This is a genomic window from Sulfitobacter sp. R18_1 (genome assembly GCF_017743915.1).
Lineage (GTDB): Bacteria > Pseudomonadota > Alphaproteobacteria > Rhodobacterales > Rhodobacteraceae > Sulfitobacter > Sulfitobacter faviae.
Genome location: NZ_JAGHRG010000001.1, coordinates 540,997 through 566,029, shown reverse-complemented (window position 1 = coordinate 566,029; position 25,033 = coordinate 540,997). Strand labels below are relative to the sequence as shown.

21 protein-coding genes are annotated in these 25,033 nt (G+C 49.2%); 20 read left to right on the top strand and 1 reads right to left on the bottom strand.

Annotated features, from left to right (window positions below):
• Positions 1 to 84 precede the first annotated feature (84 nt).
• The 5 genes from J7392_RS03440 (at position 85) to J7392_RS03420 (ending at position 8,119) form a co-directional block, all read left to right on the top strand.
• Entirely contained in the window at positions 85 to 1,149 is a 1,065-nt protein-coding gene (locus J7392_RS03440) for a replication initiation protein (RefSeq protein WP_209216195.1), read from the top strand.
• Positions 1,149 to 2,303 carry a hypothetical protein gene (locus J7392_RS03435; RefSeq protein WP_209216194.1) on the top strand — a complete coding sequence of 385 codons (1,155 nt, stop codon included), beginning with the start codon at positions 1,149 to 1,151 and terminating at the stop codon, positions 2,301 to 2,303. Before J7392_RS03440 ends, J7392_RS03435 begins: the two co-directional genes overlap by 1 nt.
• A 67-nt stretch (positions 2,304 to 2,370) precedes the next feature.
• Positions 2,371 to 3,156 (top strand): hypothetical protein, encoded by a 786-nt coding sequence (locus tag J7392_RS03430; RefSeq protein ID WP_209216193.1) that lies wholly within the window; start codon positions 2,371 to 2,373, stop codon positions 3,154 to 3,156.
• Positions 3,157 to 3,436: 280 nt separating this feature from the next.
• Positions 3,437 to 7,042 carry a vitamin B12-dependent ribonucleotide reductase gene (locus J7392_RS03425; RefSeq protein WP_209216500.1) on the top strand — a complete coding sequence of 1,202 codons (3,606 nt, stop codon included), beginning with the start codon at positions 3,437 to 3,439 and terminating at the stop codon, positions 7,040 to 7,042.
• A gap of 318 nt (positions 7,043 to 7,360) precedes the next feature.
• A complete protein-coding gene (locus J7392_RS03420) occupies positions 7,361 to 8,119 on the top strand; it encodes a PhoH family protein (RefSeq protein WP_209216192.1) in 759 nt (252 codons plus the stop codon).
• A gap of 85 nt (positions 8,120 to 8,204) precedes the next feature.
• Here the strand turns inward: J7392_RS03420 and J7392_RS03415 are convergent, their stop codons facing one another.
• A complete protein-coding gene (locus J7392_RS03415; protein ID WP_209216191.1) occupies positions 8,205 to 8,480 on the bottom strand; it encodes an HU family DNA-binding protein in 276 nt (91 codons plus the stop codon).
• Between the two features lie 126 nt (positions 8,481 to 8,606).
• Between J7392_RS03415 and ruvB the strand changes: the two genes are divergently transcribed.
• From ruvB to J7392_RS03340, 15 genes are all read left to right on the top strand, one after another.
• Positions 8,607 to 9,566 carry a Holliday junction branch migration DNA helicase RuvB gene (ruvB, locus tag J7392_RS03410; RefSeq protein WP_209216190.1) on the top strand — a complete coding sequence of 320 codons (960 nt, stop codon included), beginning with the start codon at positions 8,607 to 8,609 and terminating at the stop codon, positions 9,564 to 9,566.
• Positions 9,567 to 9,698: 132 nt separating this feature from the next.
• Positions 9,699 to 10,538: a hypothetical protein gene (locus tag J7392_RS03405; RefSeq protein WP_209216189.1), complete on the top strand. Its 840-nt coding sequence runs from the start codon at positions 9,699 to 9,701 to the stop codon at positions 10,536 to 10,538.
• 394 nt (positions 10,539 to 10,932) lie between these two features.
• A complete protein-coding gene (locus tag J7392_RS03400) occupies positions 10,933 to 11,310 on the top strand; it encodes a hypothetical protein (RefSeq protein WP_209216188.1) in 378 nt (125 codons plus the stop codon).
• A 48-nt stretch (positions 11,311 to 11,358) separates the two neighbouring features.
• A complete protein-coding gene (locus tag J7392_RS03395; protein ID WP_209216187.1) occupies positions 11,359 to 12,198 on the top strand; it encodes a toxin co-regulated pilus biosynthesis Q family protein in 840 nt (279 codons plus the stop codon).
• Positions 12,199 to 12,211: 13 nt separating this feature from the next.
• Complete coding sequence (locus tag J7392_RS03390) at positions 12,212 to 13,774, top strand: secretin N-terminal domain-containing protein (RefSeq protein ID WP_209216186.1); 1,563 nt, start codon at positions 12,212 to 12,214, stop codon at positions 13,772 to 13,774.
• A complete protein-coding gene (pilO2, locus tag J7392_RS03385) occupies positions 13,775 to 15,307 on the top strand; it encodes a type 4b pilus protein PilO2 (RefSeq protein ID WP_209216185.1) in 1,533 nt (510 codons plus the stop codon).
• Positions 15,308 to 15,319: 12 nt separating this feature from the next.
• Entirely contained in the window at positions 15,320 to 16,198 is an 879-nt protein-coding gene (locus J7392_RS03380; RefSeq protein WP_209216184.1) for a hypothetical protein, read from the top strand.
• Positions 16,199 to 16,273: 75 nt separating this feature from the next.
• Positions 16,274 to 18,070 (top strand): ATPase, T2SS/T4P/T4SS family, encoded by a 1,797-nt coding sequence (locus tag J7392_RS03375; protein WP_209216183.1) that lies wholly within the window; start codon positions 16,274 to 16,276, stop codon positions 18,068 to 18,070.
• Positions 18,071 to 18,074: 4 nt separating this feature from the next.
• Positions 18,075 to 19,280, top strand: coding sequence for a type II secretion system F family protein (locus J7392_RS03370; RefSeq protein ID WP_209216182.1), 1,206 nt, complete (start codon positions 18,075 to 18,077; stop codon positions 19,278 to 19,280).
• 77 nt (positions 19,281 to 19,357) lie between these two features.
• Positions 19,358 to 19,912, top strand: a complete 555-nt coding sequence (locus tag J7392_RS03365; RefSeq protein WP_209216181.1) for a type 4 pilus major pilin — start codon at positions 19,358 to 19,360, stop codon at positions 19,910 to 19,912.
• A gap of 117 nt (positions 19,913 to 20,029) precedes the next feature.
• The gene (locus tag J7392_RS03360; protein WP_209216180.1) at positions 20,030 to 20,566 is read left to right on the top strand and encodes a type 4 pilus major pilin; all 537 of its coding nucleotides are present in this window, start codon (positions 20,030 to 20,032) and stop codon (positions 20,564 to 20,566) included.
• 44 nt (positions 20,567 to 20,610) lie between these two features.
• Positions 20,611 to 21,153, top strand: coding sequence for a type II secretion system protein (locus J7392_RS03355; protein WP_209216179.1), 543 nt, complete (start codon positions 20,611 to 20,613; stop codon positions 21,151 to 21,153).
• Between the two features lie 9 nt (positions 21,154 to 21,162).
• Positions 21,163 to 21,711, top strand: coding sequence for a hypothetical protein (locus J7392_RS03350; protein WP_209216178.1), 549 nt, complete (start codon positions 21,163 to 21,165; stop codon positions 21,709 to 21,711).
• A gap of 106 nt (positions 21,712 to 21,817) precedes the next feature.
• Positions 21,818 to 23,344: a YqaJ viral recombinase family protein gene (locus tag J7392_RS03345; RefSeq protein ID WP_209216177.1), complete on the top strand. Its 1,527-nt coding sequence runs from the start codon at positions 21,818 to 21,820 to the stop codon at positions 23,342 to 23,344.
• A 20-nt stretch (positions 23,345 to 23,364) separates the two neighbouring features.
• Positions 23,365 to 25,014, top strand: a complete 1,650-nt coding sequence (locus J7392_RS03340) for a hypothetical protein (RefSeq protein WP_209216176.1) — start codon at positions 23,365 to 23,367, stop codon at positions 25,012 to 25,014.
• Positions 25,015 to 25,033 lie beyond the last annotated feature (19 nt).

Below are 25,033 nucleotides of genomic sequence, written 5' to 3'. Positions count from 1 at the left end.
TTCACTACAGTTCTTGCTTGATCTTGAGGTAACTTGCTTCTATGTATGAGTAAATCAGATACAAATCATAGGGAACTTAGAGCCTTGACCACTTCACCTGACCGTACACGCTTCTCAAACAAGGATACCGTCAAGAAAGGTCGGGAAGTAATCATGGCTCGTGGCCAGCACGATCTGGAGCTTCCCGACATCAAGCTCTTCAACTACTTCCTCCAGAGATCCTACACTAAACTGGCTGAGCGTGATATCCATGAAATCCCGGTAAGCGATGTCTTGAGCTTACTTAAGCACACCAGCGTAGCCAGACTGGAAGCCTCCCTGAAGAAGCTAGGTAACGTCAAGATCGAGATCGACTACCACCAGGATGGTGAAGAGCACTCGGTTAGCTGCCACTTCCTAAGCTATGACATCTGCAAGGCTGAAGACGGCATCCTAAAATATGCTTTCGATCCCATTCTGCTGCGCTTCTTGTGGGAGCCCGCAGTGTACGGTCGAATTAACCTCCGGTTTTTCAATCAGTTCAAGAGCCCGTATGGCGCCAAGCTGTATGAGATCCTCACTTTGTACGTCCACCGTCATAATAGAACATGGAGCGCCTCCATTGCTGAACTGCGGACAGCTCTCGGCGTGCCGGATGACCAATACGCCCGATTTGATAACCTTAAGAGAAGCGTTCTTGATAAGGCCATCGCTGAGGTGAACGCGTTGTCTGGGTTCGGAGTTGACGTCGAATACATCCGTGGCGGCCGTGGCGGCAAGGTTGTGGAGGTACGCTTCACGGTAACCAACCGTCCGGAACTCGCTCAGGTACCCAATGACCGCCTTCTCACTGGCAATAACCGTAACCTTCGAGACCCGAACACGGTTGATATGCTGGATGGACAAACTGACAGTGAACGCGGAACGCAGCTGATTATCACGTCCCAGACGATGGATGAGGCCGCTTCTATGCTGGCCGAGGCTGATCTTGCGGACGAAAGTGTTGAGGGTTTCCTTGACGAATGGCGCCGCCATGCTCGAGATATCCAAATGACTGACCCTAATCTGAACTTCCTGCGCTGGATGCGTGTGAAGCTTGAGGGTCTCAAGGACAGTGCATTGGATGAAATCGATGATGATGTAATCGCTAACTTGCTGGAAGGCCTATAATGTCCGATCACTCGTTTACCGCCCAGCGCCTGCGCGAGCTTGTGCAGGAGTTGACCGTCTCATCCGGGGCGTTGTCGATTATTGAACGAAGCTGCGATACCAAGAAGAAGCAGGGTACGCTCAAAAAATTCACAGCTGAATCTCTTCATAAAGAGTGGATCAACCACGTCCTCGCTTATCGGAATGACAAAAAAGACTTTGAGTTTGCGCAACAAAACCCTGATGCGAGCTTCATGCGTTACGCGACAACGCGCATGGAAAACCCTAATGAGCCCTGCCCCCGAATCCAGGATCGCGCACTTACACGCTATGGCGTAGATTTCGTTGCTATGATGCACCAGACGATTTGGCCTTGTGAGCAAGCTTATATCTGGCTGTATCGGAATTCCACGGACGATGAAGTGGCAGCAATCACCCATCTTTTTCGGGTATATGTCGACACGAAACCTGTTTGCCCTCTGTTTGAGGGTTTCTTGGAATACCTTAATGGCAAAGACGCGACGACCTCCCTGCTCGCATCTGACCCAGCCTATAGGCTCGATCCGAGGGCCATCTACGACTTGCCCGGGCCCCGCGAAGAGTGGGAACCTCGAGCAATCGCCTTCGGACGAGTTTTCTTCAAGAAAGCTCTCGCCGGTATGAAGAAAGGTAGCGTTCGTAGCCTTGCAGAGAAGGCACGCGCCAATTACCGCAATGATATGAGAACCGTGGAATCGGCAGCTATGCTGGCCTATCTGGACCGCTACTCCCTGCTAAACCGGTTCTCGACGATCACCTTCGCACTCCTGCAAGAGAAGATGTCGACCAACGAGTTGGATGCCCGTCATTCTGCATTTTTGCAGGCGGTTGAACGCGGTGAGATCGAAACCTCTCAGGCCGGTTGTGATAGCGACTTCCAGATGTTTGCTCGTAAGCTAGGTGACCGGCAGCTCGCTAAACCAATTGCTCCTTCTGAAGCGGCACGCATCCGCTCCGAGATCAATGATTTGCCATCATACTGGCTCGACAACCTTCCTGAGACTTTGAAGGAGCATGACGGATCAGTATCACGTGTTTTCTCAAATTGGAGATCAGACATCCTATCCGGGCAACGAGAGACCCCAAGGAACTTTACATTGGATTACTTTGCTTTCCTTGTTGAACGCAAGATTTAATTCGACTTTGTTCTTTTATTGCTATAAGAACGCTTCAATATCACAGGACTAGATTTCTAGGAAAAATATGACAACTTCATTTAGCTTTTTCGACGCATTGAACGACGACAAGCCGGTCAAGGACAAAGCGGAACCCACCCCATCATCGGAGATGTCATCTTCTGAGTTTTTCGACAGCTGCCGTGAAGCCATGCTTCCGAAATCTTTTGATGAGAATTTCCAGGACCGGATCGCGTCGAAGTCCGATAAATATTACTCTGATTTCGAGTTTTCCTTCCGGTTTGATGATCCAAGCACCCACAATATTGTTACCACAGACGAAATGCGGCATGCCCCTGTCCGTCGATTTGCGCGTCGTGCGACATCTATTGATGATCAGTCGACCTACTGGGAGCGCAAGCGAGCCAAGGAAATCGAAGCTCAAGGCGAGATCGAAGAGGTAACCGTGATGGAGGAGCCTGAGGCCTACGCGGAAGACATTCGGTCTGCCGACACAGTGGAAGCCCAAGTGGAACCGGTAGAAGAGAAGACCTACACCGAAGATGAAAACGGTAAGGTGGAGTTTGATCTAACCAACATAGAGCCGCTCACTCCAGCACCTTTTGTACCCATCAAAACGGTAAAAATTGATGTCAGAGACACTTTGGTGAAGTTCAGTCAAGAGGCGGAGAGCTTTATCAATCCAAAGGTCGCTCAAGAAGAGGTCATTGTGGAAGAAGAAACCGAGACAGTTCAGAGCGATCCAGTTATTGTTCAGCCATCCCTGGCTAAGGCTACTTCAAATTTGAGTGAAGAGACCAGAAGTGCCTTCGCCATGGCCGCCGAAAAGGCCCGCCGAATTTCCGGTAAGTGACCTAAATATTAACCAATGGTTTATTTTCAAATAAGTAAACAAACCGCTTCATAGCGCAGGTTTCACCTCTGAAATTTGTGTACCAAAGGCACCCCAATAGAGTTTCGTCCTCTATTTGGGTGCTCTTGTTTAAGGCTGTCTTTTCCATACTTGAATTTATCCGTGGCTATCAATGTTTTCGCCTACTCGGAAACCCTAGAGAAACCAAGATAAGGCACCTTAGTTACAAACCAAATTCGATGACGCAAAAAAGGAATTTTCGATGGATAATGCAATTAAAATGAATTTCAACCGGTACTTTACCGTTGAGGACGCGGATGCTTATTCGCAGGTGGAGTTTGTTCGCCGGACCTCAGAGATCAAGAACCCAGATGGTACTATTGTGTTCCAGATGAAGGATTTTGAGGTTCCCAAGAACTTTAGCCAGGTTGCTGCTGATATTATCGCGCAGAAATATTTCCGCAAAGCCGGTGTCCCGGCTCGTCTGAAGAAGGTTGCTGAGGAAGGTGTTCCAGAATTCCTGTGGCGCTCCATTCCTGATGAAGAAGCCCTCGACGATCTGCCTCAAGATGAGCGCTATACAGCTGAAACATCGAGCAAACAGGTATTTGATCGTCTAGCAGGCGCCTGGGCATACTGGGGCTGGAAAGGTGGCTATTTCGCTGATGAGAAAGAAGCCCGCGTATATTTCGATGAAATGCGTGTGATGCTGGCCATGCAGATTTCAGCACCAAACTCTCCTCAGTGGTTCAATACTGGTCTTCATTGGGCGTATGGCATCGATGGTCCCAGCCAAGGTCACTACTACGTCGATTTCAAGTCTGGCGAGCTTGTTCGTTCAAAGTCTTCTTATGAGCATCCGCAGCCGCATGCATGCTTCATTCAGTCAGTCAGCGATGATCTGGTTAACGAAGGCGGCATCATGGATCTGTGGACCCGGGAAGCCCGTCTGTTCAAGTACGGTTCTGGCACCGGTACTAATTTCAGCTCCATTCGTGGCGCTGGCGAGTCCCTATCTGGTGGCGGCAAATCCTCTGGTCTGATGTCATTCCTGAAAATCGGTGACCGCGCTGCCGGAGCAATCAAATCCGGAGGCACCACGCGTCGTGCTGCCAAGATGGTCATCTGTGACGTCGATCACCCAGACGTTGAGGAATTCATCAAATGGAAGGTTATGGAAGAGCAGAAGGTGGCAGCCCTCGTAGCTGGATCGAAAACCCACCAGGTAAAACTGAACTCCATTTTCTCAGCCATCGGTGGCTTTGAGGGTGATGATGCAGTTGATCCCAAAGTGAATGAAGCTCTTAAGGCTGCTATCAAATCTGCCAAGAAGGCCCACGTTCCCGAAACATATATCAACCGTGTCCTGCAATATGCGGCACAGGGCTACACCTCTATCGAATTCCCTGTTTATGACACCGACTGGGATAGTGATGCTTACAATACGGTCTCAGGTCAGAACTCGAACAATACCGTGCGTGTTACCGATGCTTTCTTGAAAGCAGTATGGTCTGACGGCGAGTGGGAGCTTCTGCGCCGCAAGGATGGTGGTGTTGCTAAGAGCATCAGTGCTCGTGATCTCTGGGAGCAAATCGGCGAAGCCGCTTGGGCGTGCGCGGATCCTGGCATCCAGTTCCATGATACCATCAATGCATGGCACACATGCCCTGAAGATGGTCAGATCAGAGGCTCCAACCCTTGCTCCGAGTACATGTTCCTCGATGATACTGCCTGTAACCTGGCCTCCATGAACCTGCTGAAGTTCTATCAGAATGGCGAGTTCAATCATGAAGCCTATGTGCATGCCTCGCGCTTCTGGACGCTGACACTCGAAATCTCGGTGATGATGGCGCAGTTCCCCTCCAAGGAAATCGCCCAGCGCTCTTATGACTTCCGTACCCTGGGTCTTGGTTACGCCAACATCGGTGGTCTTCTGATGAATATGGGCATCGCTTATGATTCCGATGAAGGTCGCGCTATGTGTGGTGGCCTAACATCGCTGATGACAGCGACGGCCTATTCGACATCTGCTCTCATCGCTAAGCGCATGGGCTCCTTCCCGCGCTATGAAAAGAACTCTGAGCACATGCTTCGAGTCATCCGTAACCACCGCCGGGCAGCTCAGGGCGCGACAGAGGGTTATGAGCAGCTGAACGTGAAGCCAGTTCCTCTGGATCATGCTAACTGCCCGGATCAGGAGTTGATTGAACGCAGCTCAGCAATGTGGGATGAGGCCCTCAAGTTGGGTGAAGAATATGGCTACCGCAATGCTCAGGTTTCGGTTCTGGCGCCTACTGGTACCATCGGTCTGGTTATGGACTGTGATACCACGGGCATTGAGCCCGACTTTGCTCTGGTAAAGTTCAAGAAGCTGGCCGGTGGAGGCTACTTCAAGATCATCAACCAGTCTGTTCCGGCAGCCCTGCAAAGTCTGGGTTACTCGGAAGCAGAAATCGGCGAGATCATCAGCTATGCGGTTGGTCACGGAAGCTTGGGCAATGCACCGCACATCAACCACTCTTCATTGAAGGCAAAAGGGTTCACCGAGGAAGTCATCTCTCACATTGAGGGTCAGCTGGGATCGGCATTTGATATCCGCTTCGTTTTCAATAAGTGGGGCCTGGGTGAAGAATTCTGCAAAGATGTCCTTGGTCTATCGGATGATGTCCTAAACAACCCAGAGTTCAGCATCCTGAAGCATCTTGGTTTCACCAATGCTCAGGTTGAAGCAGCCAATAACCACGTTTGCGGCACCATGACGTTGGAAGGGGCTCCATATTTGAAAGATAAGCACCTGCCGGTGTTCGATTGTGCTAACCCATGCGGCAAGATCGGCAAGCGGTACCTTTCTTATGTGGCCCACATCCACATGATGGCGGCCGCACAAAGCTTCATCTCTGGCGCAATCTCTAAGACAATCAATATGCCTGCTGATGCAAGCATCAGAGATTGCTTGGATGCTTATGAGTTGAGCTACCGTCTTGGTACCAAGGCTAACGCACTCTATCGTGATGGTTCAAAGCTAAGCCAGCCCCTGTCTTCCGCACTCGTAGAAGATGAGGATGAAGCTGAAGAAATGATGGAAGCATCGATTCCGGAAAAGGCGACACATATTGCTGAGAAGCTGATCGAAAAAGTGATCATCAAAGAGGTTGCTCGCACTGAGCGCTCTCGTCTGCCACAGCGTCGTAAGGGATACACCCAAAAAGCCGTTCTTGGCGGTCAGAAGGTCTATCTGCGTACTGGCGAGTATCAGGACGGGCGTCTTGGTGAGATCTTCATTGATATGCACAAAGAAGGTGCTGGCTTCCGTGCGTTGATGAACAACTTTGCCATCGCGGTGTCGGTTGCACTTCAGTACGGCGTGCCGCTCGAGGAGTTCGTTGACGCATTCACATTCACCAAGTTTGAGCCTGCTGGCATGGTGCAGGGCAATGATAGCGTGAAGAATGCTACCTCGGTACTCGACTACATCTTCCGGGAATTGGCCATCTCGTACCTTGATCGTACTGATCTTGCGCACGTGAAGCCAGAAGGTGATAGCTTTGACGATCTGGGGAACAATGCAGAAGCTGCTGATGAGACCTTCAATCTCATCAGAGAGGTTACCTCTACAGGCTTCCTGCGTCGCCGTCTGACGAAAGATCAGCTCCCAAAGCGTGCTATGTTGGCGCAGGACCCTACCCAAACCCCTGGCGCTGCCATTGCACCGTCGCCTGTGGAGGCGCCTGCACCCAAGGAAACCATGAAGGTTGATCGCAGAGCCCAGGCTAAAATGCAGGGCTATGAGGGAGATCCTTGTGGGGAATGCGGAAACTACACTCTGGTGCGTAATGGTACGTGCATGAAGTGCAACACGTGCGGATCCACGAATGGGTGTAGCTAAGCACTGATTTTGGATAGCTGCATAAAAATATGAAAACAGGGGCGGGCTTAGGCTCGCCCCTTTGCTTTGGATAACCTTAAACTGGATTTCATAACCTTCTGTCACATTAGAGGGAGGCGCCCGGCCTATTCGAGCAATGATGTTTCAAATCACTTGTTGCTTTCTGGTTTGGACGCACTTGGGAAGTGTAGGGAACGAACTTTATGAAAATGAACTACACGAGCCTAAACATTGAAAACGTGACCATAGAATGTGGTCCATCTTAACCGCGCGGGGGGCAGATTGCCTTCCGCTTTTTCTTTTTAAGGGAGCTATTTAATGGGTAAAGCCAGCAGAAAAAAACAAAAGGTTAATCTTAAAGTTGTGGGGAACCGCGACGCAGATAATTATTTCGAACAACAAGTTTCAGCGGGAAATTACGGTAAATCTACGCCTTCAGGACGTCAGTTCAAAAAGAACTTGGAAGCTCGAACTGAAAATCAAGAACTCGCGATGAACATGCTTCGCAGTAAAACCTTTTCGTATATTTCTGGAACCTGGGGTACGGGCAAAACATTCCTTGCGGTTGCTATCGGCATCGAACTGTTCAAGGCAGGGATAGTCAAAAAGATGGTCTTCACTCGTCCCGCAGTGGAAGCTGGCGAGAAGATTGGTTTTCTGCCTGGCGACATGAAAGAAAAAGTCGACCCATACATGCAGCCTCTCTATGACGCATGCCTTGAGCGCATGAGTGGCAAGGAGCTTGATGGGCATATGCGCGAAAAACGTATTGAAATTTGCCCTGTCGGCTTTTTGCGCGGCCGCACCCTTGCAGGCGCTTACATCGTCGTGGATGAAGCACAAAACTGTACCTATACGCAGCTCAAGATGATTTATACCCGCATCGGGATGGGTTCAAAGATGGTGTTCACTGGTGATGAAAGCCAATCGGACATTCCGGATTCCGGATATGTTGAGATGCTTCGCAGGCTCAAGTTGCTTGATGGTGATGCACCCAATGGTCATGGTTTAGTTCAGATGACCGGCAAAGACATCGTTCGTCACCCACTACTGGCAGAAACCGCCCACCTTCTCTAAAAGAAAAAGGCCGCTGAGAAATCAGCGGCCTTAGTTCTGTCAGGGCATGTTATTATTTTGATTGGTTGCCCCGGAAGGGTAGTTCTTAGCTGTTCAGAGAGTCTTTGAGACCCTTACCAGGCTTGAACTTGACGCGCTTCGCCGCCGGAACAATGATCTCACGACCATCAGCGGGGCTTTTTACCTTGCGCTCTTTAGTCTCCACTGCCGTAAAGCTGCCGAAGCCGACGAGCTTAACTTGGGCGCCTTCTTTTAGGCTCCCCTCAATGGAGTTCAGCACACATGCCAGAACACGCTTTGCCTCAGCATGTGTCATCTCGCACTCTTGTGCAATCTTTGCCTCAATTTCAACTTTGTTCATGTTTATTCTTCTCCATTTATATGAACTGCGAACAATTATTATTGTAACAACCAAAGATATATGTAAGATTACGACCAACATCAAATTTCGATTTTATTGCGAAGAATATTGGATTATTAGTTAGTTATGAACCAGATTGTCAAAAACCTTGAAGATGACGACGAAAGTGGAGAGTTGAGACCGGCGCGTCTCTCCGACTTTACTGGTCAGTCATCTGCGCTAAAAAAACTCCCGGTTTACATACGCGGGGCACGCAGGCGCGGTGAGCCACTAGATCATATTCTCTTCTATGGCCCTCCTGGCTTGGGTAAAACAACGCTTTCACGCATTATCTCTGAGGAACTTGGAGTTGGCTTTCGGTCAGTTTCAGCTCCCTCCATTGCCAAGCCTGGTGATCTGGCGGCCGTATTGGTGAACTTGGCGCCTAACGACGTCCTCTTCATTGACGAAATCCATAGGTTGCCTCTGATCGTGGAGGAACTTCTGTATAGTGCCATGGAAGACTTCAAAATCACCATACTGGTAGGCGATGGCATGAACAGTGAGCCCATCGAGGTGGGTATATCCCCGTTCACCTTGGTTGCGGCCACTACACGCAAAGGCATGCTTTCTCAGCCCTTGCAGGACCGATTTGGTATCCAGTTTCGTCTCGAATACTATCAATCAGCCGAACTTGGCACCATCGTGCAGAGAGCAGCATTGAAGCTCGGTGAGCGCATGGGTGAAGAGGAAGCATTGGAGGTTGCCAGACGGGCCCGAGGGACACCTCGGATAGCATTGCGCCTCCTAAAGCGTCTCAGAGATTTCAGGGAAGATGCCGAAGTCGAGTATTCCGTCGATTTCATCGCAGATTGTCTTGATGAGATGGGGATTACTCCCGAAGGTCTCGATGAGCTTGACCTACGCTATCTGGAAGTGCTCACAGACCAGTATCATGGCGGTCCTGTTGGGATTGATACTATGGCTACTGCCTTATCTGAGAGCCGAGATACTCTGGAATCTTCAGTAGAACCCTTCCTTATTAGGACTGGTAAACTGGCAAAAACGAGAAAAGGAAGAATAATTCCAGATCAAACCTTACTTTGACCATTGAAACCATGACAACATTTGTGTAATGCTTGTCTAAACAGTTCGTGGTTAAAGTATATGTCAAACGCAGCATTTTCGAATTTCGGCGAAGATCGTCCTCGACCTCGCCTTGCTCCAAGAAGCCGCCGTATGGTGAAGCCCCCTGTGGCAACGCCAGAAGGAACGAAAGTTGATAGCCCTGAGGTTATCGATAGTGCTGACAGTGCTGAACAACCGCGCTCCCCTTACAGGGATGTGCCGCCTGTATATGTCGGTCATCTACGTCTTCTCACATGGGGGAATACCTCCAACTCTGGCATGTACTTCAAAGCAAAGCTTCTCGATGTGGATGCTGACGAGAAGCATCCGTTTAAGGGATTGCGTGCGGCGCGGGGTAGTAAGACTGAGGGTCAGAGAATGCAGGTGGTTATCAACCACGTCTCTGAATCCGATGAAAATGCCGGGGAAACCGTATATAAGGGTGAGGTCATTCTTGTATGGTGGGCAGAAGACTGCGCTGCCGGTATGCAGGTCAACCTTCGTCTCGATGAGGGGCCTGATGGTGCAAATTTCCGTCACCCCTTCGAAGATATGGAAACTGGTGTAAAGAACGGCGAGATCCTTTCTTTGGTTGCGTGGGCAATGGATGACGAGGATCAGCCTGAGGTTGCCAATGCTGGCCGCAAGAAACGCACGTTCGAAGAGTTGAGCCCAACTGCGCAATCTCATATTCTTTGTCGTGATGAGCGCTTCTTCTACTGGCTTACGCGAAATGAGCGCAGGTTCGTTCCAGATTCCGTAATTCCCACCCTCGAGGATTTAAAATCTAACGACAAACAGTCGTATTGCGAACATATTGTAAAAATATTCTGTGGCATCAAAAGCCGTGCAGACTTCAGCGGTAAGGATGAACATGCCGAGAACGCGCGTATGTTGTGGAACGAGATAGCTGGTGATTACACTGCTGAATCCTGGGGTCGCAGAAAATAATATGATTTTTACTTTATTTATGCAAGTCGACAATAAGGTTTACATCAAGGGTAAAATTTAAAGGCAGTAAATAAGATGGCCAATACGGAAACAGCATGCGGCGTACGCGCATACACCAAAGACAGCGGTGTAAGCGGTGGTAAGGCATGGGAAAACTACCGAAAGAACTTGGCTGCAAACGCTCGCCAGGTAGTTGCTCCATTCATGGGCGCCAACAACACTCTAGGAAACGATAGAGACGCATAATTTGCGCTTCTATAAAGGTTTATGTCACCCGGTAGCCTAAGCGACCGGGTTAAAAACCGTTTAAGACACAATTGATACACAGCCAATTTGTTTACCCATGCTAAAGTAATGGGAGCTTATATCTCCATCAAAGCTCGGAGATATAAGAATGACATTCGATGAATTCAATAAATGGTGCGAAGACGAAAGTCTCTCAGGAAACGTCTCAATAGCAAGCGCTTTGGGTGTCTCTGCGCAGACTGTGAGAAATTGGAAGCAGCAAGAGAGGGTCCCACACTGGGTCCGCTTTGCCTGCATAGCCATTAAAACGGGTGCTGAACCCATGACAATAACTGTGCAGAGCATCAAGACATGGCAGCACAGGAATGGCCTAAAAACCTATGAGGATACTGGCAGTATTTTCCATTTGAAGCGTCAGGCTGTCCACCAATGGTTCCGCAGGGGGAAGTTCCCTGCCTGGCTTGGTCTCGCAACGCGAGGTTACGAGATCGAAAAGGAAGCTAATTCCGTCGATCTAAACGAGTGATTAACGAAGATTAGCCAACTTGTATTCAATTGGGAACCGGAAGAAATCATGAAGCTTAGAAAAATACTACTATGTACAGCCGCCTCTATCATGACTGTTGCGAGCGCATCCTCTGCTGAGGAAGCAAAGCTTACGGGATTTGGTAATGGTATCCCGCTTAATTATGCAGTGGAGCAGATTGTGCCGGAACGGTTCAACATCTCTTATGGAACAGGTGTCAAAGTAGACAGTCTGGTTTCGTGGAAGGGTGGCGACGAATGGCGCGTTGTTCTTAATGACATGCTCTCCGAAAAAGGCCTTTTTGCAGACTTTTCCGCTACAGATAAGTTGCGGATCACCAATGATGTCTCCGCTAGGCCGGTACGCTCCTCCGGGTTGCAGGTAGCTGAGTACGAAGCAGCCAAACCTGGGCCACGCAAAGGGAGCTATGCGGATGATCTCCGTGGAGACCGTCCCGGACTTGTATTCCCAGACGATATAGTTGCTGCTGAGGAACCTGAAGAGGTGGTTTCTGGACCAGAGGGTTTCGAAGTCCTCGAATATAGCCACCGTCCACAAAGCCGCCCAGAAGACATGGGTGAGAACTCCATTCTTGTAGGGATCGACCCTGAAGATTTCCTCCCAGCCGGGGAAACTTGGTTGATTATGGAAGGGAGCACTCTCGAAGATACTCTGATGACCTGGGCAAGTCGTGCTGGATGGACGCTTGTTTGGAACAGTGAGCATGGATATCCGCTCGAGGCTTCCGCAGAATTCCAAGGCTCCTTCGTAGATGTATCGGCCCGTCTAATCAAAGCGATGTCGCGCGTCAAACACCCGCCAGAGGGTGAGTTTTTCAAAGGGAATAAGGTGTTGGTTGTAACGTCCGTTTCCCCTGGTAACGGATAAAAGGACATACATAATGAGCATTAAGAAGATTAGTTTTGGTTTGGGTATGGCGAGCATTTTGGCTCTGACTGCCTGCACAACACCGGTTATTGAGAGCACTGAACAACGTGTTTCAGAAGCGGTAGCGGATACTGAGAAGTTGGTGGCAGCCTCCAAGCTTCCTATGCCCGCAGATCCAGGTTCAGTGCGGATTTCGGACGATATCTGGATTGGCTCCAAATCTAAGGTTCTTCGTCGCGGTAAACCTCTACCTCAAAGCGTGGAGCATGACGGTGTCGAAATTTACTCTTTCGAGGAATCCGATATTGTTGCTATCGCGGAGCTGATCTCTGATACCACGGGTATTTTGACGACAATTGATGAGGATATCATGGATCCCATGAATACCTCGCAGCGCCACTACCCTGAAACCTTGCAGATTAGTCATGAGGGGAAGCTTTCAACGCTGCTCGATGATGTCGCAAATAAAATGGGTATCAACTGGCGTTATGAAGATAATGAAATCCACTTCTACAGGAACGCTACGGCGACGTATTTCGTCAAGGTCCTCCCCTCCACCTCGACCGCTAGTATGGAGCTATCCAATGGTTCTGGCAGCTCTACCGAAGGCAGCGGTACGTCTTCGCAGCGCACAAGTTCCGATTATGAGATCGACCTGTGGGGAGAAATTATTGCTGCTATCGAATCCATTGTTGGTACGAACGGTACGGTGAGTTCCTCTAAATCAACCGGTACGCTGTCAATTACCGCGCCCAACGCCACAATGAAACGCGTAGATCGCTATATCGATCAGCAAAACCAAAGACTTTCGAAGCAAGTTGCCGTTAATGTTCAGGTGTTTAACGTAAACATTTCTGATCAGTCCGAGCTGGCGACAGATTTTGCTGTTGATTTCAGCAGCGTTGATCTTGGTAGCTTCGACTATGCGGCAAACTCCGCAGGTAGCCTAGCGAGCGCCGCCCAATTGGGTTGGACTTTGCTAAGCCCTATGTCGGGTGTACCTGATCTCAACGGCATCGTTAGGGCCCTCGACTCCAAAGGTGATGTGAGCGTCGTTACGACTGCAAATGCGACAACCCTGAATAATATTCCGACACCAATTCAGGTTGGCAATAACAGAACCTATGTCAGCTCTATCTCCGAAGTCATTGATACCAATGGTGCCTCAAGCAGTACGGTAGAGACTGACTCGGTTGCGACCGGCTTCAATATGCAAATCCTGCCTCGTATTTTGTCTAACAGCGTGGTGGCTTTGCAGTATAACATCAGCACCTCAGAGCTTGTTGGCTCCAACGATGGGTTCAATCAGTTCACCATCGATGGCAACCAGATCCAGCTACCTGACCTGAGCACACGTGCTTTCACCCAGCAAGTTATGATCCCCAGCGGATCAACACTGGTTCTTTCCGGATTTGAGGAAACCACATCTCGGGTGGACCAAGAAGGTACAGGGCATGCTTCCAACTGGCTTACCGGGGGTCGCAATTCAGCGTCCACCAAGCGTGAAGTCATGGTGATCATGATTACCCCAGTAATTCTAGACTCCGGCGAGATGATCGAGAAGGTTGACGGATAAATGGCAGACACTGACGATCAGGACTTCGAAGATCTCTTTGGCGCTGAGGGCGCCGAAGAGGCTCCGTCATCGTCGGTTGATGATGACGATGCTGATAGCTTCTTCGATGAGATAGACGATGACGATGGGGCCGATACAACCTCAGCTCATAAGGCGACAGTTCAGATCGCGGGTAAGACCTATGCTGTGGGTCTGTTTTGGAAGTCTTCAGATGATCCGAAAAAGGTTGCCAAAGAAGCTGTAGCTTACAGTAAATTTGATGGCCTGGAAGCGGACCTCTATTGTACTCGTGTAGGTGAGGCAGCCCAGTTTGGCCTTGGTCAGAAAGATCGCGGCCATAAGCCCGGGATGCCGTCTCTAGCTGCATCCATAGATGAAGCTCTCACAGGGGATTGGCTGGTCGCCTTCTACGTTGGCGGGTCATACTATGTTTCGGCCGCCCGTAAGGGCTTGGTACTCTCTGAAAGAGATCAGATCTTCGTTGTCGAAGATGATGCTAAAGCTGTCTTTATGGATCTGTACTATGGTGCAGATTGGGATGAGGTAATCTGCCCAGAAACTTGGGGGCTGGGAGCCGAGGAGTCTCGTGAGGAACGCATCGAAGAGGTCGTTTCGGGGATCTCAGCTGGTAAGTTGAAGCCAACAAACCCACTTACAGGGATCTTGAAGTTTGCGGCGCTTTTGGCTGTTCTTGGTGGCATAGGCTTTGGCGGCTTCACGATGTATGAAAAATATGAAGAAGAAAAACGGATCGAAGCCATAGAGGCCGCCCGAGCGGCTGCGCAGGAGCGGATCGCGAATGAAGGGAAGAAGAGTATCAGTCAACGGGCCCAAGAGGAGCTGGAGAAGGCCCTGAGCGCCGTTGAGGATACCGTTTCACCAATTTTAGGTATCGAGCCAAGGCAGCAACAAGAGATGCAGCCTGACATTCCTCCTCCGGCCCCATGGAAGGGGCGACGCAACGGTACTGGTATGCTTATTGCCTGCGTGGAAGATGTGATGAAGGCGCCAATGGACGTACCCGGCTGGGAGACATCGCAGGTCTCCTGTGGCGAGCGGGAAGTTCGGGTATCTCTTCGGAGAACCGGTGGAACACCTTTGTGGGCAGAAAAACACCTGAAAGAAAATGGATTTCCAGATGTGGATTTCCGTCGCAATTCTGGATCGCAGTCTTTATCTGTCAGCTACCCCGTGTCCTATGTATCTGAATATGTGGAAAACATCGAGCCTCAATCAGTGGATGACGTAGTTATCTACCTGCGTGAGCACTTCACAGAGATGGATATTCCTATCGAAGCTATCAGGCAGCCGGACAACCCAAACAGTAGAACCAGCAGATTTTTCCGTGAAGCGAATTTCAGCTTCCAAACCACGGTCAATCCGGATGAGTTTTCGACCCTTTTCTCCAAAATCAAAGGGCTGGTAATAGAGGATATATCTCTCAATTTACAGGACTCTAGTTGGTCGGTACGTGGCTCTTTCTACGATAGACGAGAACACCCGCTTCCCCGACCTGCCCCGCCAACTGAATAACAGGATAATATTATGAAAAAGTCATATACTCTGATCGCTTCTCTCGCTACCGCAGCGATGCTGATGTCTAGTACTGCCTATGCTCAACAGAGAAATGCTGAAGCGGCCCTTCCTCCGCCAGGAAAAGAAGTGAACTTGAACAACTTCGATAGCTATATGAAAGACCTCGAAGGACAGATCACAGAACGCCTGGGTCAACTATCTCCCAGCGGCGGTGATCATGCCCCAAACAATGGTCTAGATCGCCCAAGCACAGATGAGTACAAGTCTGATCTCGAGATCATGAGTAAGGTACAAAGAGATACTAAGGTACTGGAAGCGATGCTGGCCAAGGCACGTCTTGCAAAACAAGTGTGGGCCGAAGTCCACTCAAACCCTACCGAAGAATATCAGAAGCAAATTGCTGAACTCGAATCAAACCTCATGCGAGCACGCGAAGAGACCCGGGTCGTGTCTGAAGAGTACGAACAGCGGCTACAAACCGCAGCTATGGAGCGCGAAGATATTCAGCAGCGCTATCAGGAAGCAGAAATGAGAATTCAAAGTCTCCAGTCTCAGATTGCGGAGCAGAACACGCTCACTCCTTCGGGGAACGCACCGCTACTGCCAAAAATTTCTTCGGTTGTAAAAACTGGCCCGCGCTTTACGGCCATCCTTTCTATGCCCGATGGGCGCAGAGTAGAAGTGTCGGAAGGGGACACAGTAAGTCCCAGACTTCTTATCGGCAAAATCGAAGCTAATGAAGTCTTCGCCTCGCGCAACGGATCTAAGGTCTGGCTAGAAAAGGGAAGCTATCAAACTTACGGAGGAAATAATAGTAATCAATATGCACCTCCCCCGCCGTCTAACGTTTCCGTTATAGATAACGCTGCGAGTTTCGCCAACAACTAAAAGCCTCGCTTTATCATTTCCTTAGAAAAGGGCGTCTATTTGAACCGATAGACGCCCTTTTTGTTTGGAAAAATTATGTTCGGTAAACTCTTTAAACGAACCGCTCAACCTCCTCAGGAGGATAAAGCGAATTCAAAAGAGACAGGAAATAAGAAATCACCGTCTTCTGGTTCTAACCGAAAGTCGGTGTCCCGTCCTGCGTCGAACCAGAAGACGCGCCCTAAGTCAAAAAAAGAAAACCGTCGGGGCGCAACGAAGGCAACCGAAGAGCAGAAGAAAAAGCTTCTCGAATATGATGGTCGCGTTCTCACCTTGGATGGAGATTTGAAGGTAAGTGAGGCACATCGAGACGTAATCGCAGTTCTAGATGATGGCACATGTCTTGTTGAAGAAACAGATTATCTAGACCCCCGGATATTAGAAGTCCGGAATATGGCGAAGTCTAGAGATATCATCATTCGCCGTGAACTTGCAGTCAGCCAAGACTTTCTCCGTAAATTTTATGTGAGAGCAGAGAAGATTTCTTCTGTCGAGCGCGTCTCTCAAGTCGGTGACGAAAGCAAAATGAGAAGCGATTTTCTCGCGCTCATCGCGGAAAGCGCAAGGATCGGAGCATCCGATATTCACATGGTCGTAAACCGCTACGAAGGTGTCGTTAGCCTGCGTGTGGATGGTGATAAAGAAAGTTTCCGTCAGCTCAAGCCGGATTACGCCATGGAAATGATGGTCGCGGCCTTCAATATGTCAGGCGTAAGTGACTCGTCATGGAAGCCTTATGAATCCCAAGCCGCGCGAATTTCCGAAGCAGATGCAACTTTGCCAAGCGGTATTCAGGCATTGCGACTTCAGTTTAACCCGTTGCCAAACGAGGGTCGTCAGATGGTGGCCCGATTGCTTTACGCTCAAAGCGCTGGTGATGGGAAGGATATCGACGCCCTTGGATACTCAAAACAGCACATTCGGTCAATTAAGGCGATGCGTCGGCGGCCCCAAGGACTGATTGTCACAAGCGGTCCAACAGGTTCTGGTAAATCAACGACGCTGATGAAAGCCCTAATGGCTTTGATGGAAGAGAAGAGACATAAGATTAGCGTTCAAACCATTGAAGACCCTGTTGAATACATTCTCGATGGCGCCGCCCAAATTAACATTTCGAACGCTGCTACTGATGAAGATCGTCGCGCTGCATTCAATGGGGCTATTTCCGCAGCATTGAGGAGCGATCCAGACACGATCATGATTGGTGAGGTGAGGGACTCGGCCGCCGCTAAGCTTGCATTTGAAGCGGCTATGACTGGCCACCAAGTATGGACGAGCTTGCACGCAAATGAATCGTATTCGATACCGGATAGACTTCGAGATCACGGCGTTGAGAAATATAAGCTTACAGATCACAGACTTTTGGTCGGCCTAATCGGTCAAAGGCTACTTAAGAAGCTATGTAAGCATTGCAAAATTCCAATTCGTGACGTTATCGCGATGGAAGACAAACGTCTTATCGATGAAGACCTATTGCATAGCCTACATAATAATATTGGCGAAGAACACTTCGACCGAATTTACATGCCTGATGAAAATGGCTGCGAAAAGTGTCGTATGGGCTTCAAGGGACGAACCGTAGCTGCCGAAACAATAAACCCTGATCTCAAATTTATGGAGTTTATTGCCAAAGACGACAAAATAGGTGCCTTCAATTACTGGATCAACGAGCTTGAAGGTTTCACCTGTCTAGAGCACGCGGTTAGCAAAATGCTGTCCGGAACGGTCGATCCTAGGAGCGTCGAAGATAAAACAGATCCGATCAATCAAATAGACCCAAAGCGACTCGATTTCCTATTAAAAATTGCTGACGATAATCCAGAGGATGATTGAATAAATGAGCGAAATTAAACCAAGCCCTAAGAAAAGACCGGCACCCAAAGGAGCAGCACCCGCTTCGGGGACTAAGCCACGTCCTCAAAAGAGCGGCGCTAAGCCGAAACAAAGGAAGCCAGCGGCCCCTCGACGCAAGAGTAACGCTCCCAAGGGCTTAAATAAGGTATACATTAAGTCTCAGTTGGGCCAGAAGCAAAGGCTAGCGGCTTACCGGAAGATAAAAAAACTCCTTAGAAACAAGGTGTCGATCACCTCTGCGTTGGATAACCTTTACAACCTGGCTTCCGACGAAGGAACTAAGCCTAAAAGACCTCTGGCTATTATCTACGATCAGTGGAGACAGACTGTCCGTGAAGGGAAAACCTTTGGTGAGGCGATTGATGGATGGGTGCCAGCCAAGGACCAGATTATTATCGCTTCTGGTGAGTCGGCTGGTAGATTAGATACCGCACTTGAAAATGCTGCATTTATCCAGCAGAGCAGCAAGAAAATTACCACCGCAATTCGGAAGGGTTTGTCCTACCCAGCCCTCCTGATATCCATGACGATTGGCTTTATGTTCGTTGTTGCTCGGGTGATGGTTCCTGCGTTTTCGGATATTAAGCCTAAAGAGCAGTGGACAGGTTCGGGAGCGCAAATGGCATCGCTCGCGGATTTTGTGGATAACTATATGGTTTACGTTTTATCCGCATTAGCTGCACTGATAGTATTGATTATTTTTTCGCTACCTCGATGGACAGGTAAGCTTAGAGCTAAATTTGATAAGTACCCACCTTTCTCAATATTCAGGCTGAATGCGGGCTCTGGATTTCTACTTTCAATCTCAGCCCTTATTGCAGCTGGCGTTTCTATACCACAGGCCCTCCGTATTATCCGTAAGACCGCAAACCCTTGGTATAAAGAGCGTCTTGATAAAACTTTAGCTCAAATGGGTAACGGTAAGCCATTTGGTGAAGCCCTGTATGAGACAAAGTTAGATTTCCCAGATAAGGAAGCGGTGTCTGATATTCGTGTCTATGCACAGTTAGACGGCTTCGAAGAGTCTCTATCCGAACTTGGCTCCGAGTGGCTTGAAGATTCTGTGGAGAAAATTGAGGAACAGTCAACGCTAATGCGTTCGGTGTCCATTCTAATACTTGCTGTCGTTTTCGTCTGGATCGCGAACGGAATTTTTTCCCTGCAACAACAGGTCACGAACGGCATCTAAATAAGTATTTAATCACAACTTAACTAAATGCTCAGAAGTCAACCTATTTTATATCTAGTAAGGAAATTGGAAACAAAATGCTAAACTCAGTATTAATCAAGCCATTCGCGTTTCATCGCAAGAAAAAGCAAAGAGGCCTGTCACTTCTAGAAGCGATGAGCGTTCTTGCCATTTTTGCCTTTGTGGTAGCCGGGGTCATGATTTACCTTCAGAATGCTATGACAAACAACCGTCAAAACGAGCTTATGGGTCAAGTTGCTGCCATTCAGTCTACGGTAACATCGTTCTACGCGGGGCAGTCGACCTATACTGGTCTTAACACCGCACTGATTTCTCAGTCTGATGCTCTGCCTGCCAAAATGATCGGAGCGGGCAACACGATCAAACACTCGTTCAAAGATGATATTACTGTAACCACCGGCGCAGGTAACGACACATATGTCATCACAGCAAACGGTATCCCGCGCGATGCTTGCCAGAAGATCGTGACGATGGACCTGGGTAAGAACATGGTGTCGATGAGAACTTCGGACCACGCTGCTGGTGTATCGAAGCAATCATACACCCCTGCGAACGCGCACACTCAGGCCTGCACATCTACTGACGTGAACATTACCTGGGAATTCTACTAAGTAGTCCGATTGCGCATAGCAAGTAATAGGGGCGCGGTCTTGATTAGGGCCGCGCCCCATTTGTTTAGTATTCCATCAATATTTTCGGAACATATACCATTATAACGGAAAGAGTGCATGATGAAGTCAATAAAACAAAGGGGACTGACACTTCTTGAGATTACCGCAGGATTGGTAATTATCGCGCTTGCAGGGGTTGCAATTGCGTCATTCGCCAGCGGAGCTATTAGGGACTCAAAGGTAGAGAAGAATTCTAATGTCTTATCTCAAGTTGAGCAATCGATCAGGCGCGTTTACACGAATAAGAATAACTTCGCTGGGCTTTCAGATGCCGCCCTTGCAAACTCAGGGCTATTACCCGACTCCATTACCAATGGGGCTTCTATTATGGGTCCATATGGTGCGGTAAGAGTATGGCCGATTAGTATCGGTTGTGGAGGTTGTAATGATGGATTCGCTATCACATTCCTCAATGTTCCATCAGACGCTTGCCTTAAGTTTGCCTCGCGCGACTATGGAACCAGGCTAAATAATCTTCTTGTAGCACCGACAACCTCAACTTCTTACACAAGTGTTATGGGGAATATTTCGACGGCTGCAACCCGCTGTCGGGCGGCTGATGAACTCCGCCTCCAGTTTCAATACCGGAAATAGGGTGTAAATTCGTGCTGAAAATAAATTCTCAACGTGGCGCCGGGATGTTCGAGATCATTGTCGTTCTTTCATTGATCGCAATCCTTATGGCCGGAGTGGCATACTGGTGGTCTGTATCGTCACGGAAAACCGATGTTGAAAAAACAGCCGTTCAAATAGTGGAAATGGCGAGTATCATCCAGGAAGCTTGGGGCCCAGCTGGAAATTACACTGGTTTGAGTGAGGCTGCATTGGTTGGTTCTTCATTATTGCCTATTCCTATGGTTTCCGGATCAAGAATAAATCTTGCACTATTTGATGATCCGAGCGATAATGTTGGCTTATTCCCTGAAACCGTTAGCGGCGTTGGGTGTAATGGACGCGTGGATTGCAATAACGCGTTTGCCATCCGGATTACCGGTCTTGATGCTTATCAGTGCCAGGAACTTTCCCGTCGCGATTATGGTCCAAACTATTACAACCTTGTGCTTGGTCGTGTAGGAGGTCCCCATACTTATCACGTTGCCCCCACTGACACAGCAGAAATAAATAATGTCTGCGGACAGGGAACCAACTATACTTACCGTATATATCTTTTTTTCATGTGAGACTATGCTATGTATGCCATCTATGTTTTAGGATTAATGCTCGGGATTGCAATGTACCTGGTATCGGGCAGCGAAGATAAGCAGGCAGAAATATCTGAAGGCAATATTGTCTCTTATGCAACTCAGATTCTAGCCTATCACGACTATGCAGATGAGTATTGCAGGCTTCCAGCAAACTGTAACGCGGCAGCCGAGATCACATCTGCGAACGTCACTTCGGTCATGCCGAGTGTAATGGCTGGTGCTACCTCATACAACGACGGCAGGTTCCGCTCTTACACCAATGGTTCTGGCCTCATCGTAACGATCAGCATGGACCATAATTTCTACTCGGCCTCCAATGTGGTGACTGATCACGGTACTGCAAAAATGATCAACGAGCGCTCCCAGATCTCTTCAAAGCTGATGCAGATTTCCGGGGCATCCCGTGTGTCAGGCCCTTATGACAGAGCTTCCCAGACGGTTACAGGATATGATGGAACTGTCGTTTCTGTGCCCAACACGCTAGCCGGTATGAGCTTCCGAGATGATGTGCCGATGGTGGTCGATAGCGACTAATCATATTTTTACATATCTATCCTTGACCGCAAGAATATAAGCGAGTAGTCAATGCTTGTTGCTTGCGTCCTAAGTGCTTTCTACAAAGAAAGCGAAGGGGCTAATCATGGATACGAATGTGAACGATACTAACAACATGGATACGGAGTCTCTCAAGGAAGTGATGCGTGATCGCATTGCTGAGAAGCCTCAGTATGGATGGATTCAGGATCACCACATTGAATCCTGGATTGAGCGCGTTCTTGCAAGCGAACCTGAGCGGGCCTTGTGGCATGTAGACAGGCTAGGTGGGTTTGGCGGGTCCGACATGGGTACGCTGATCAAGCACCTAGACGGCCGCAACGGAGACTTCACCACAGCCCCTCAGATCATCGCAGGTAAGCTCTGCGTTGCAGCCCCCAGCAAAGGTGATAAGCACACCCGTAGAGGGCAGCGCATGGAGTCTGTCGTACAAGACTTCTTTGAAAAACAGATGGAAGATGAGGGGCGCTCAATCAAAAGCCTCGAAGTGCTTCGCAAGTCGGCCATCGAAGATGCAGATAATGATGTCTATCCTTGGATGAGATCTTCGCTAGACGAGTTTTATGAGATCGATGGCAAAAAGGTTATCGTCGACTTCAAGGCGCCTAGCACGGACGTAATCACTAAGTATCGCCGTGAGATCGAGCGCCTTCATGCGGCTGGAGAGGGAGAGTTCGAGAAGAACTTCGTGCCAAAGCTTAGCGTGCGTGAAGGTCTCGGCATGTCAAAGCTAGATTTTGACGATTATATTGTTCAGCTGCACCATTATTATGAGGATGCCCAGATTAAGGGTGTTGATGCTGATGAGCTATGGCTGGCAGTTTTTGACTACGCGGCAGCTGAAGTGGCCGTGTTCAAGATCGAGATTGATCGTGATGTGGTCGCAAAGCTAACCGAAGCCGGTAACCACTTCTGGGAAAACTACGTTCTGACAGGGAAGATCCCTGAGCCCGTCAAGCATGACGTTGTGCAAGCTGACGACATTTCAGAAGAAATCTTAGAGCAAGCAGACATGTTTGCTGCATCTGATCTTAGTAGTAAGCAGTTGGGCCGTAAAGCCGATGATCTCAAGTCGAAGCTGATCGAAGCGTTCTCGAGCATGACAAAAAAGATTCCGAACGATGGAATTCTTATTGGTGCCACCGAGATCAAAAGAGAACGTTCTGTAGATCAAGAAGCCGCTTACGACCGTCTTTGTGAGCTTGGCTTTGAAGAACATGAGATCGATGCCCTTCGCAAGCCATCTACTTTTGATACAAAGAAGCTGAAGGCTGGGGTTACGGACCTCAAGCTAAACTTCGGGCTTTTTATGAAATCTGTCAAAAGTGGCGATGCAAAAGCAGTATCTCAGTGCGTTCGCGAAATGCGTTCGTCACTAGAAGGAATGACCGAAAAAGAAAAAGGTGGGTTTGATGAGAAAAAATTGACGAAAGCGCTTCTCTCTTGCGGGGATGATCCAAGCTTAGTCGAAAGAGAAGAGATTAAAATAGGCGTTACGAGGAAGAAATCCCCAGAAAAAGAGCTTATTGCAGGACGCATGGAAAAAGAAATAGAAAACATGCAGATGTTTCTTGCAGAACCCGAAACAAATGAAATTACACCAACTCTATAAAGAAAACTAGGAGTACTAAAATGTCCGAACAAAATAACACTGGGCGTCGTCAGCGTCGCTTTACAAGCACCAATAATTCTGGTGGCGGTTCAAAAGGCGGATTTACGCCTGCTGCGAACGCAGTTTTGAAGTTTGATAACCTGACTGCTGATGGTGGCGATGCAAGCTCCCTGAAGTTTGAGCGCGACGCCTCTGGTAAGGTCAAAGCGATCTACGGCACGGCCACTCTCATGAACGATGCCTTCGATGGCGCCGTGGAGAAGGGCACTGAAGTGAAGGTAAAGCTGAAGGATGCCAGAATTGGCGCCGTAATGGGCTATCTCGAGAAAGCCGAGAAATCAGTTGGCGAGGGCGCCATCATGCTGGCTGAGGGGTCTTACCTGAACAACGGCGAAGTTACCTTCAGCTTCCTTAAGGGTCTGTGTGTTCCTGAGGATGTTAACGGTGTCCTGACCGAGCGTGTTCTTACAGACCGCCTGGTATATGCTACCGAAATCAAGCGCACTAAGCGTGACGGTGAAAACAAGCCGATGAAGGATAGCGAAGGCCGCTACATCAAAGAGACAATCGGCGCCAAAGTTGATGTCGCAATCCCTGAGGATGCATGTGACATGTTCAGCGCTGAAGTGCCGGATGCGGTTAAAACTTTGATGTCTCAGCTGAATGCTGACCGCGAAGCAGGCAAGGAGCTTGATCCTTTTGAAGAGCGTTGGTTGACCGACCTGGCTGAAAACTGGGAAAATCTGCCTCCTTTCTTCCGCATGGAAGCACTTTGGGACGCGAACATGATGACGCGCCGCTATGAGAATGAGGCAAGCTCCTTCGGATTCGCACTTCGTAAATTCAGTCAGTTTGATCTGGAAGGTAACGAAGTCGCACCGGGTGAGCCAGGCTCTCTCATCACTGGCCGCATCTTTGGTGGTAGCACCAAGTCGGAAGACGGTGAGTACCTTCAGGTGACTTTCGCTGAAGCCATTGAGCGTTCGGTTGCTTGGGGCGTTCCTAGCGACAAGACTGCTCCGAGCTACGAAGAGATGGTTGAGCTGGGTATCATGGGTGCTCTGGATAAGCATGGTCTCATCACTACTGGTGAAGATGGCAATCCGCAGCTTCTGACCAAGATGAACCCTGTGATCCTGGAAGATCTGGACTTCTACATGCAGCCAGAGTCTTTGACTGAAGAAAAAGGTGTGGCATTCGAAACTATGACCGTCACCACCACCAACTTCGGCGGCAAGAGTGTTCAGGCGTTCGCAAAGGACAGCGGTGAAGCACCGTATAACCCTCTCAAGGCTCCGGTCATCAAAGATGGGGAAGAGCGCCGCTACAACCAAGCGATGTTCGTGAAGTCCAGCGTTGTTCTGCACCACCCTGGTCGGACACCGAATGAAGAGCAGTTCTTCGCGACCAAGGCCTTCGGTAACAAGGTGAACGTCTTCAAGGACAAGAATACTCACGAAGTGACAGCCTATCCTACGGCTGATGCTTACACGATCCAGACCATCCCGACTGCCGTTTCCGCAGCCGCTGGATTTGAAGAGTACTTCGCCACTGTGCGCCAGAAAGATCTTGATAGCGTCAATGACTACAAGATCAAAAACGGTGGCGCACCGAAGCAGGAAAGCGAAGAGCCTGAGGCCAGCGGCCCTGCTCCCGCACCCGGCATGTAATAAGTCATTAATATGAACT

Excerpts from the sequence above, each read along its gene's own strand:
- J7392_RS03400 (WP_209216188.1), top strand. The coding sequence starts at position 10,933 with ATGACATTCGATGAATTCAATAAATGGTGCGAAGACGAAAGTCTCTCA.
- J7392_RS03340 (WP_209216176.1), top strand. The coding sequence starts at position 23,365 with ATGTCCGAACAAAATAACACTGGGCGTCGTCAGCGTCGCTTTACAAGC.
- J7392_RS03370 (WP_209216182.1), top strand. The coding sequence starts at position 18,075 with ATGAGCGAAATTAAACCAAGCCCTAAGAAAAGACCGGCACCCAAAGGA.
- J7392_RS03375 (WP_209216183.1), top strand. The coding sequence starts at position 16,274 with ATGTTCGGTAAACTCTTTAAACGAACCGCTCAACCTCCTCAGGAGGAT.
- J7392_RS03390 (WP_209216186.1), top strand. The coding sequence starts at position 12,212 with ATGAGCATTAAGAAGATTAGTTTTGGTTTGGGTATGGCGAGCATTTTG.
- pilO2 (WP_209216185.1), top strand. The coding sequence starts at position 13,775 with ATGGCAGACACTGACGATCAGGACTTCGAAGATCTCTTTGGCGCTGAG.
- J7392_RS03380 (WP_209216184.1), top strand. The coding sequence starts at position 15,320 with ATGAAAAAGTCATATACTCTGATCGCTTCTCTCGCTACCGCAGCGATG.
- J7392_RS03350 (WP_209216178.1), top strand. The coding sequence starts at position 21,163 with ATGTATGCCATCTATGTTTTAGGATTAATGCTCGGGATTGCAATGTAC.
- J7392_RS03360 (WP_209216180.1), top strand. The coding sequence starts at position 20,030 with ATGATGAAGTCAATAAAACAAAGGGGACTGACACTTCTTGAGATTACC.
- J7392_RS03420 (WP_209216192.1), top strand. The coding sequence starts at position 7,361 with ATGGGTAAAGCCAGCAGAAAAAAACAAAAGGTTAATCTTAAAGTTGTG.
- J7392_RS03355 (WP_209216179.1), top strand. The coding sequence starts at position 20,611 with ATGTTCGAGATCATTGTCGTTCTTTCATTGATCGCAATCCTTATGGCC.
- ruvB (WP_209216190.1), top strand. The coding sequence starts at position 8,607 with ATGAACCAGATTGTCAAAAACCTTGAAGATGACGACGAAAGTGGAGAG.
- J7392_RS03365 (WP_209216181.1), top strand. The coding sequence starts at position 19,358 with ATGCTAAACTCAGTATTAATCAAGCCATTCGCGTTTCATCGCAAGAAA.
- J7392_RS03345 (WP_209216177.1), top strand. The coding sequence starts at position 21,818 with ATGGATACGAATGTGAACGATACTAACAACATGGATACGGAGTCTCTC.
- J7392_RS03430 (WP_209216193.1), top strand. The coding sequence starts at position 2,371 with ATGACAACTTCATTTAGCTTTTTCGACGCATTGAACGACGACAAGCCG.
- J7392_RS03435 (WP_209216194.1), top strand. The coding sequence starts at position 1,149 with ATGTCCGATCACTCGTTTACCGCCCAGCGCCTGCGCGAGCTTGTGCAG.
- J7392_RS03415 (WP_209216191.1), bottom strand. The coding sequence starts at position 8,480 with ATGAACAAAGTTGAAATTGAGGCAAAGATTGCACAAGAGTGCGAGATG.
- J7392_RS03395 (WP_209216187.1), top strand. The coding sequence starts at position 11,359 with ATGAAGCTTAGAAAAATACTACTATGTACAGCCGCCTCTATCATGACT.
- J7392_RS03425 (WP_209216500.1), top strand. The coding sequence starts at position 3,437 with ATGAATTTCAACCGGTACTTTACCGTTGAGGACGCGGATGCTTATTCG.
- J7392_RS03405 (WP_209216189.1), top strand. The coding sequence starts at position 9,699 with ATGGTGAAGCCCCCTGTGGCAACGCCAGAAGGAACGAAAGTTGATAGC.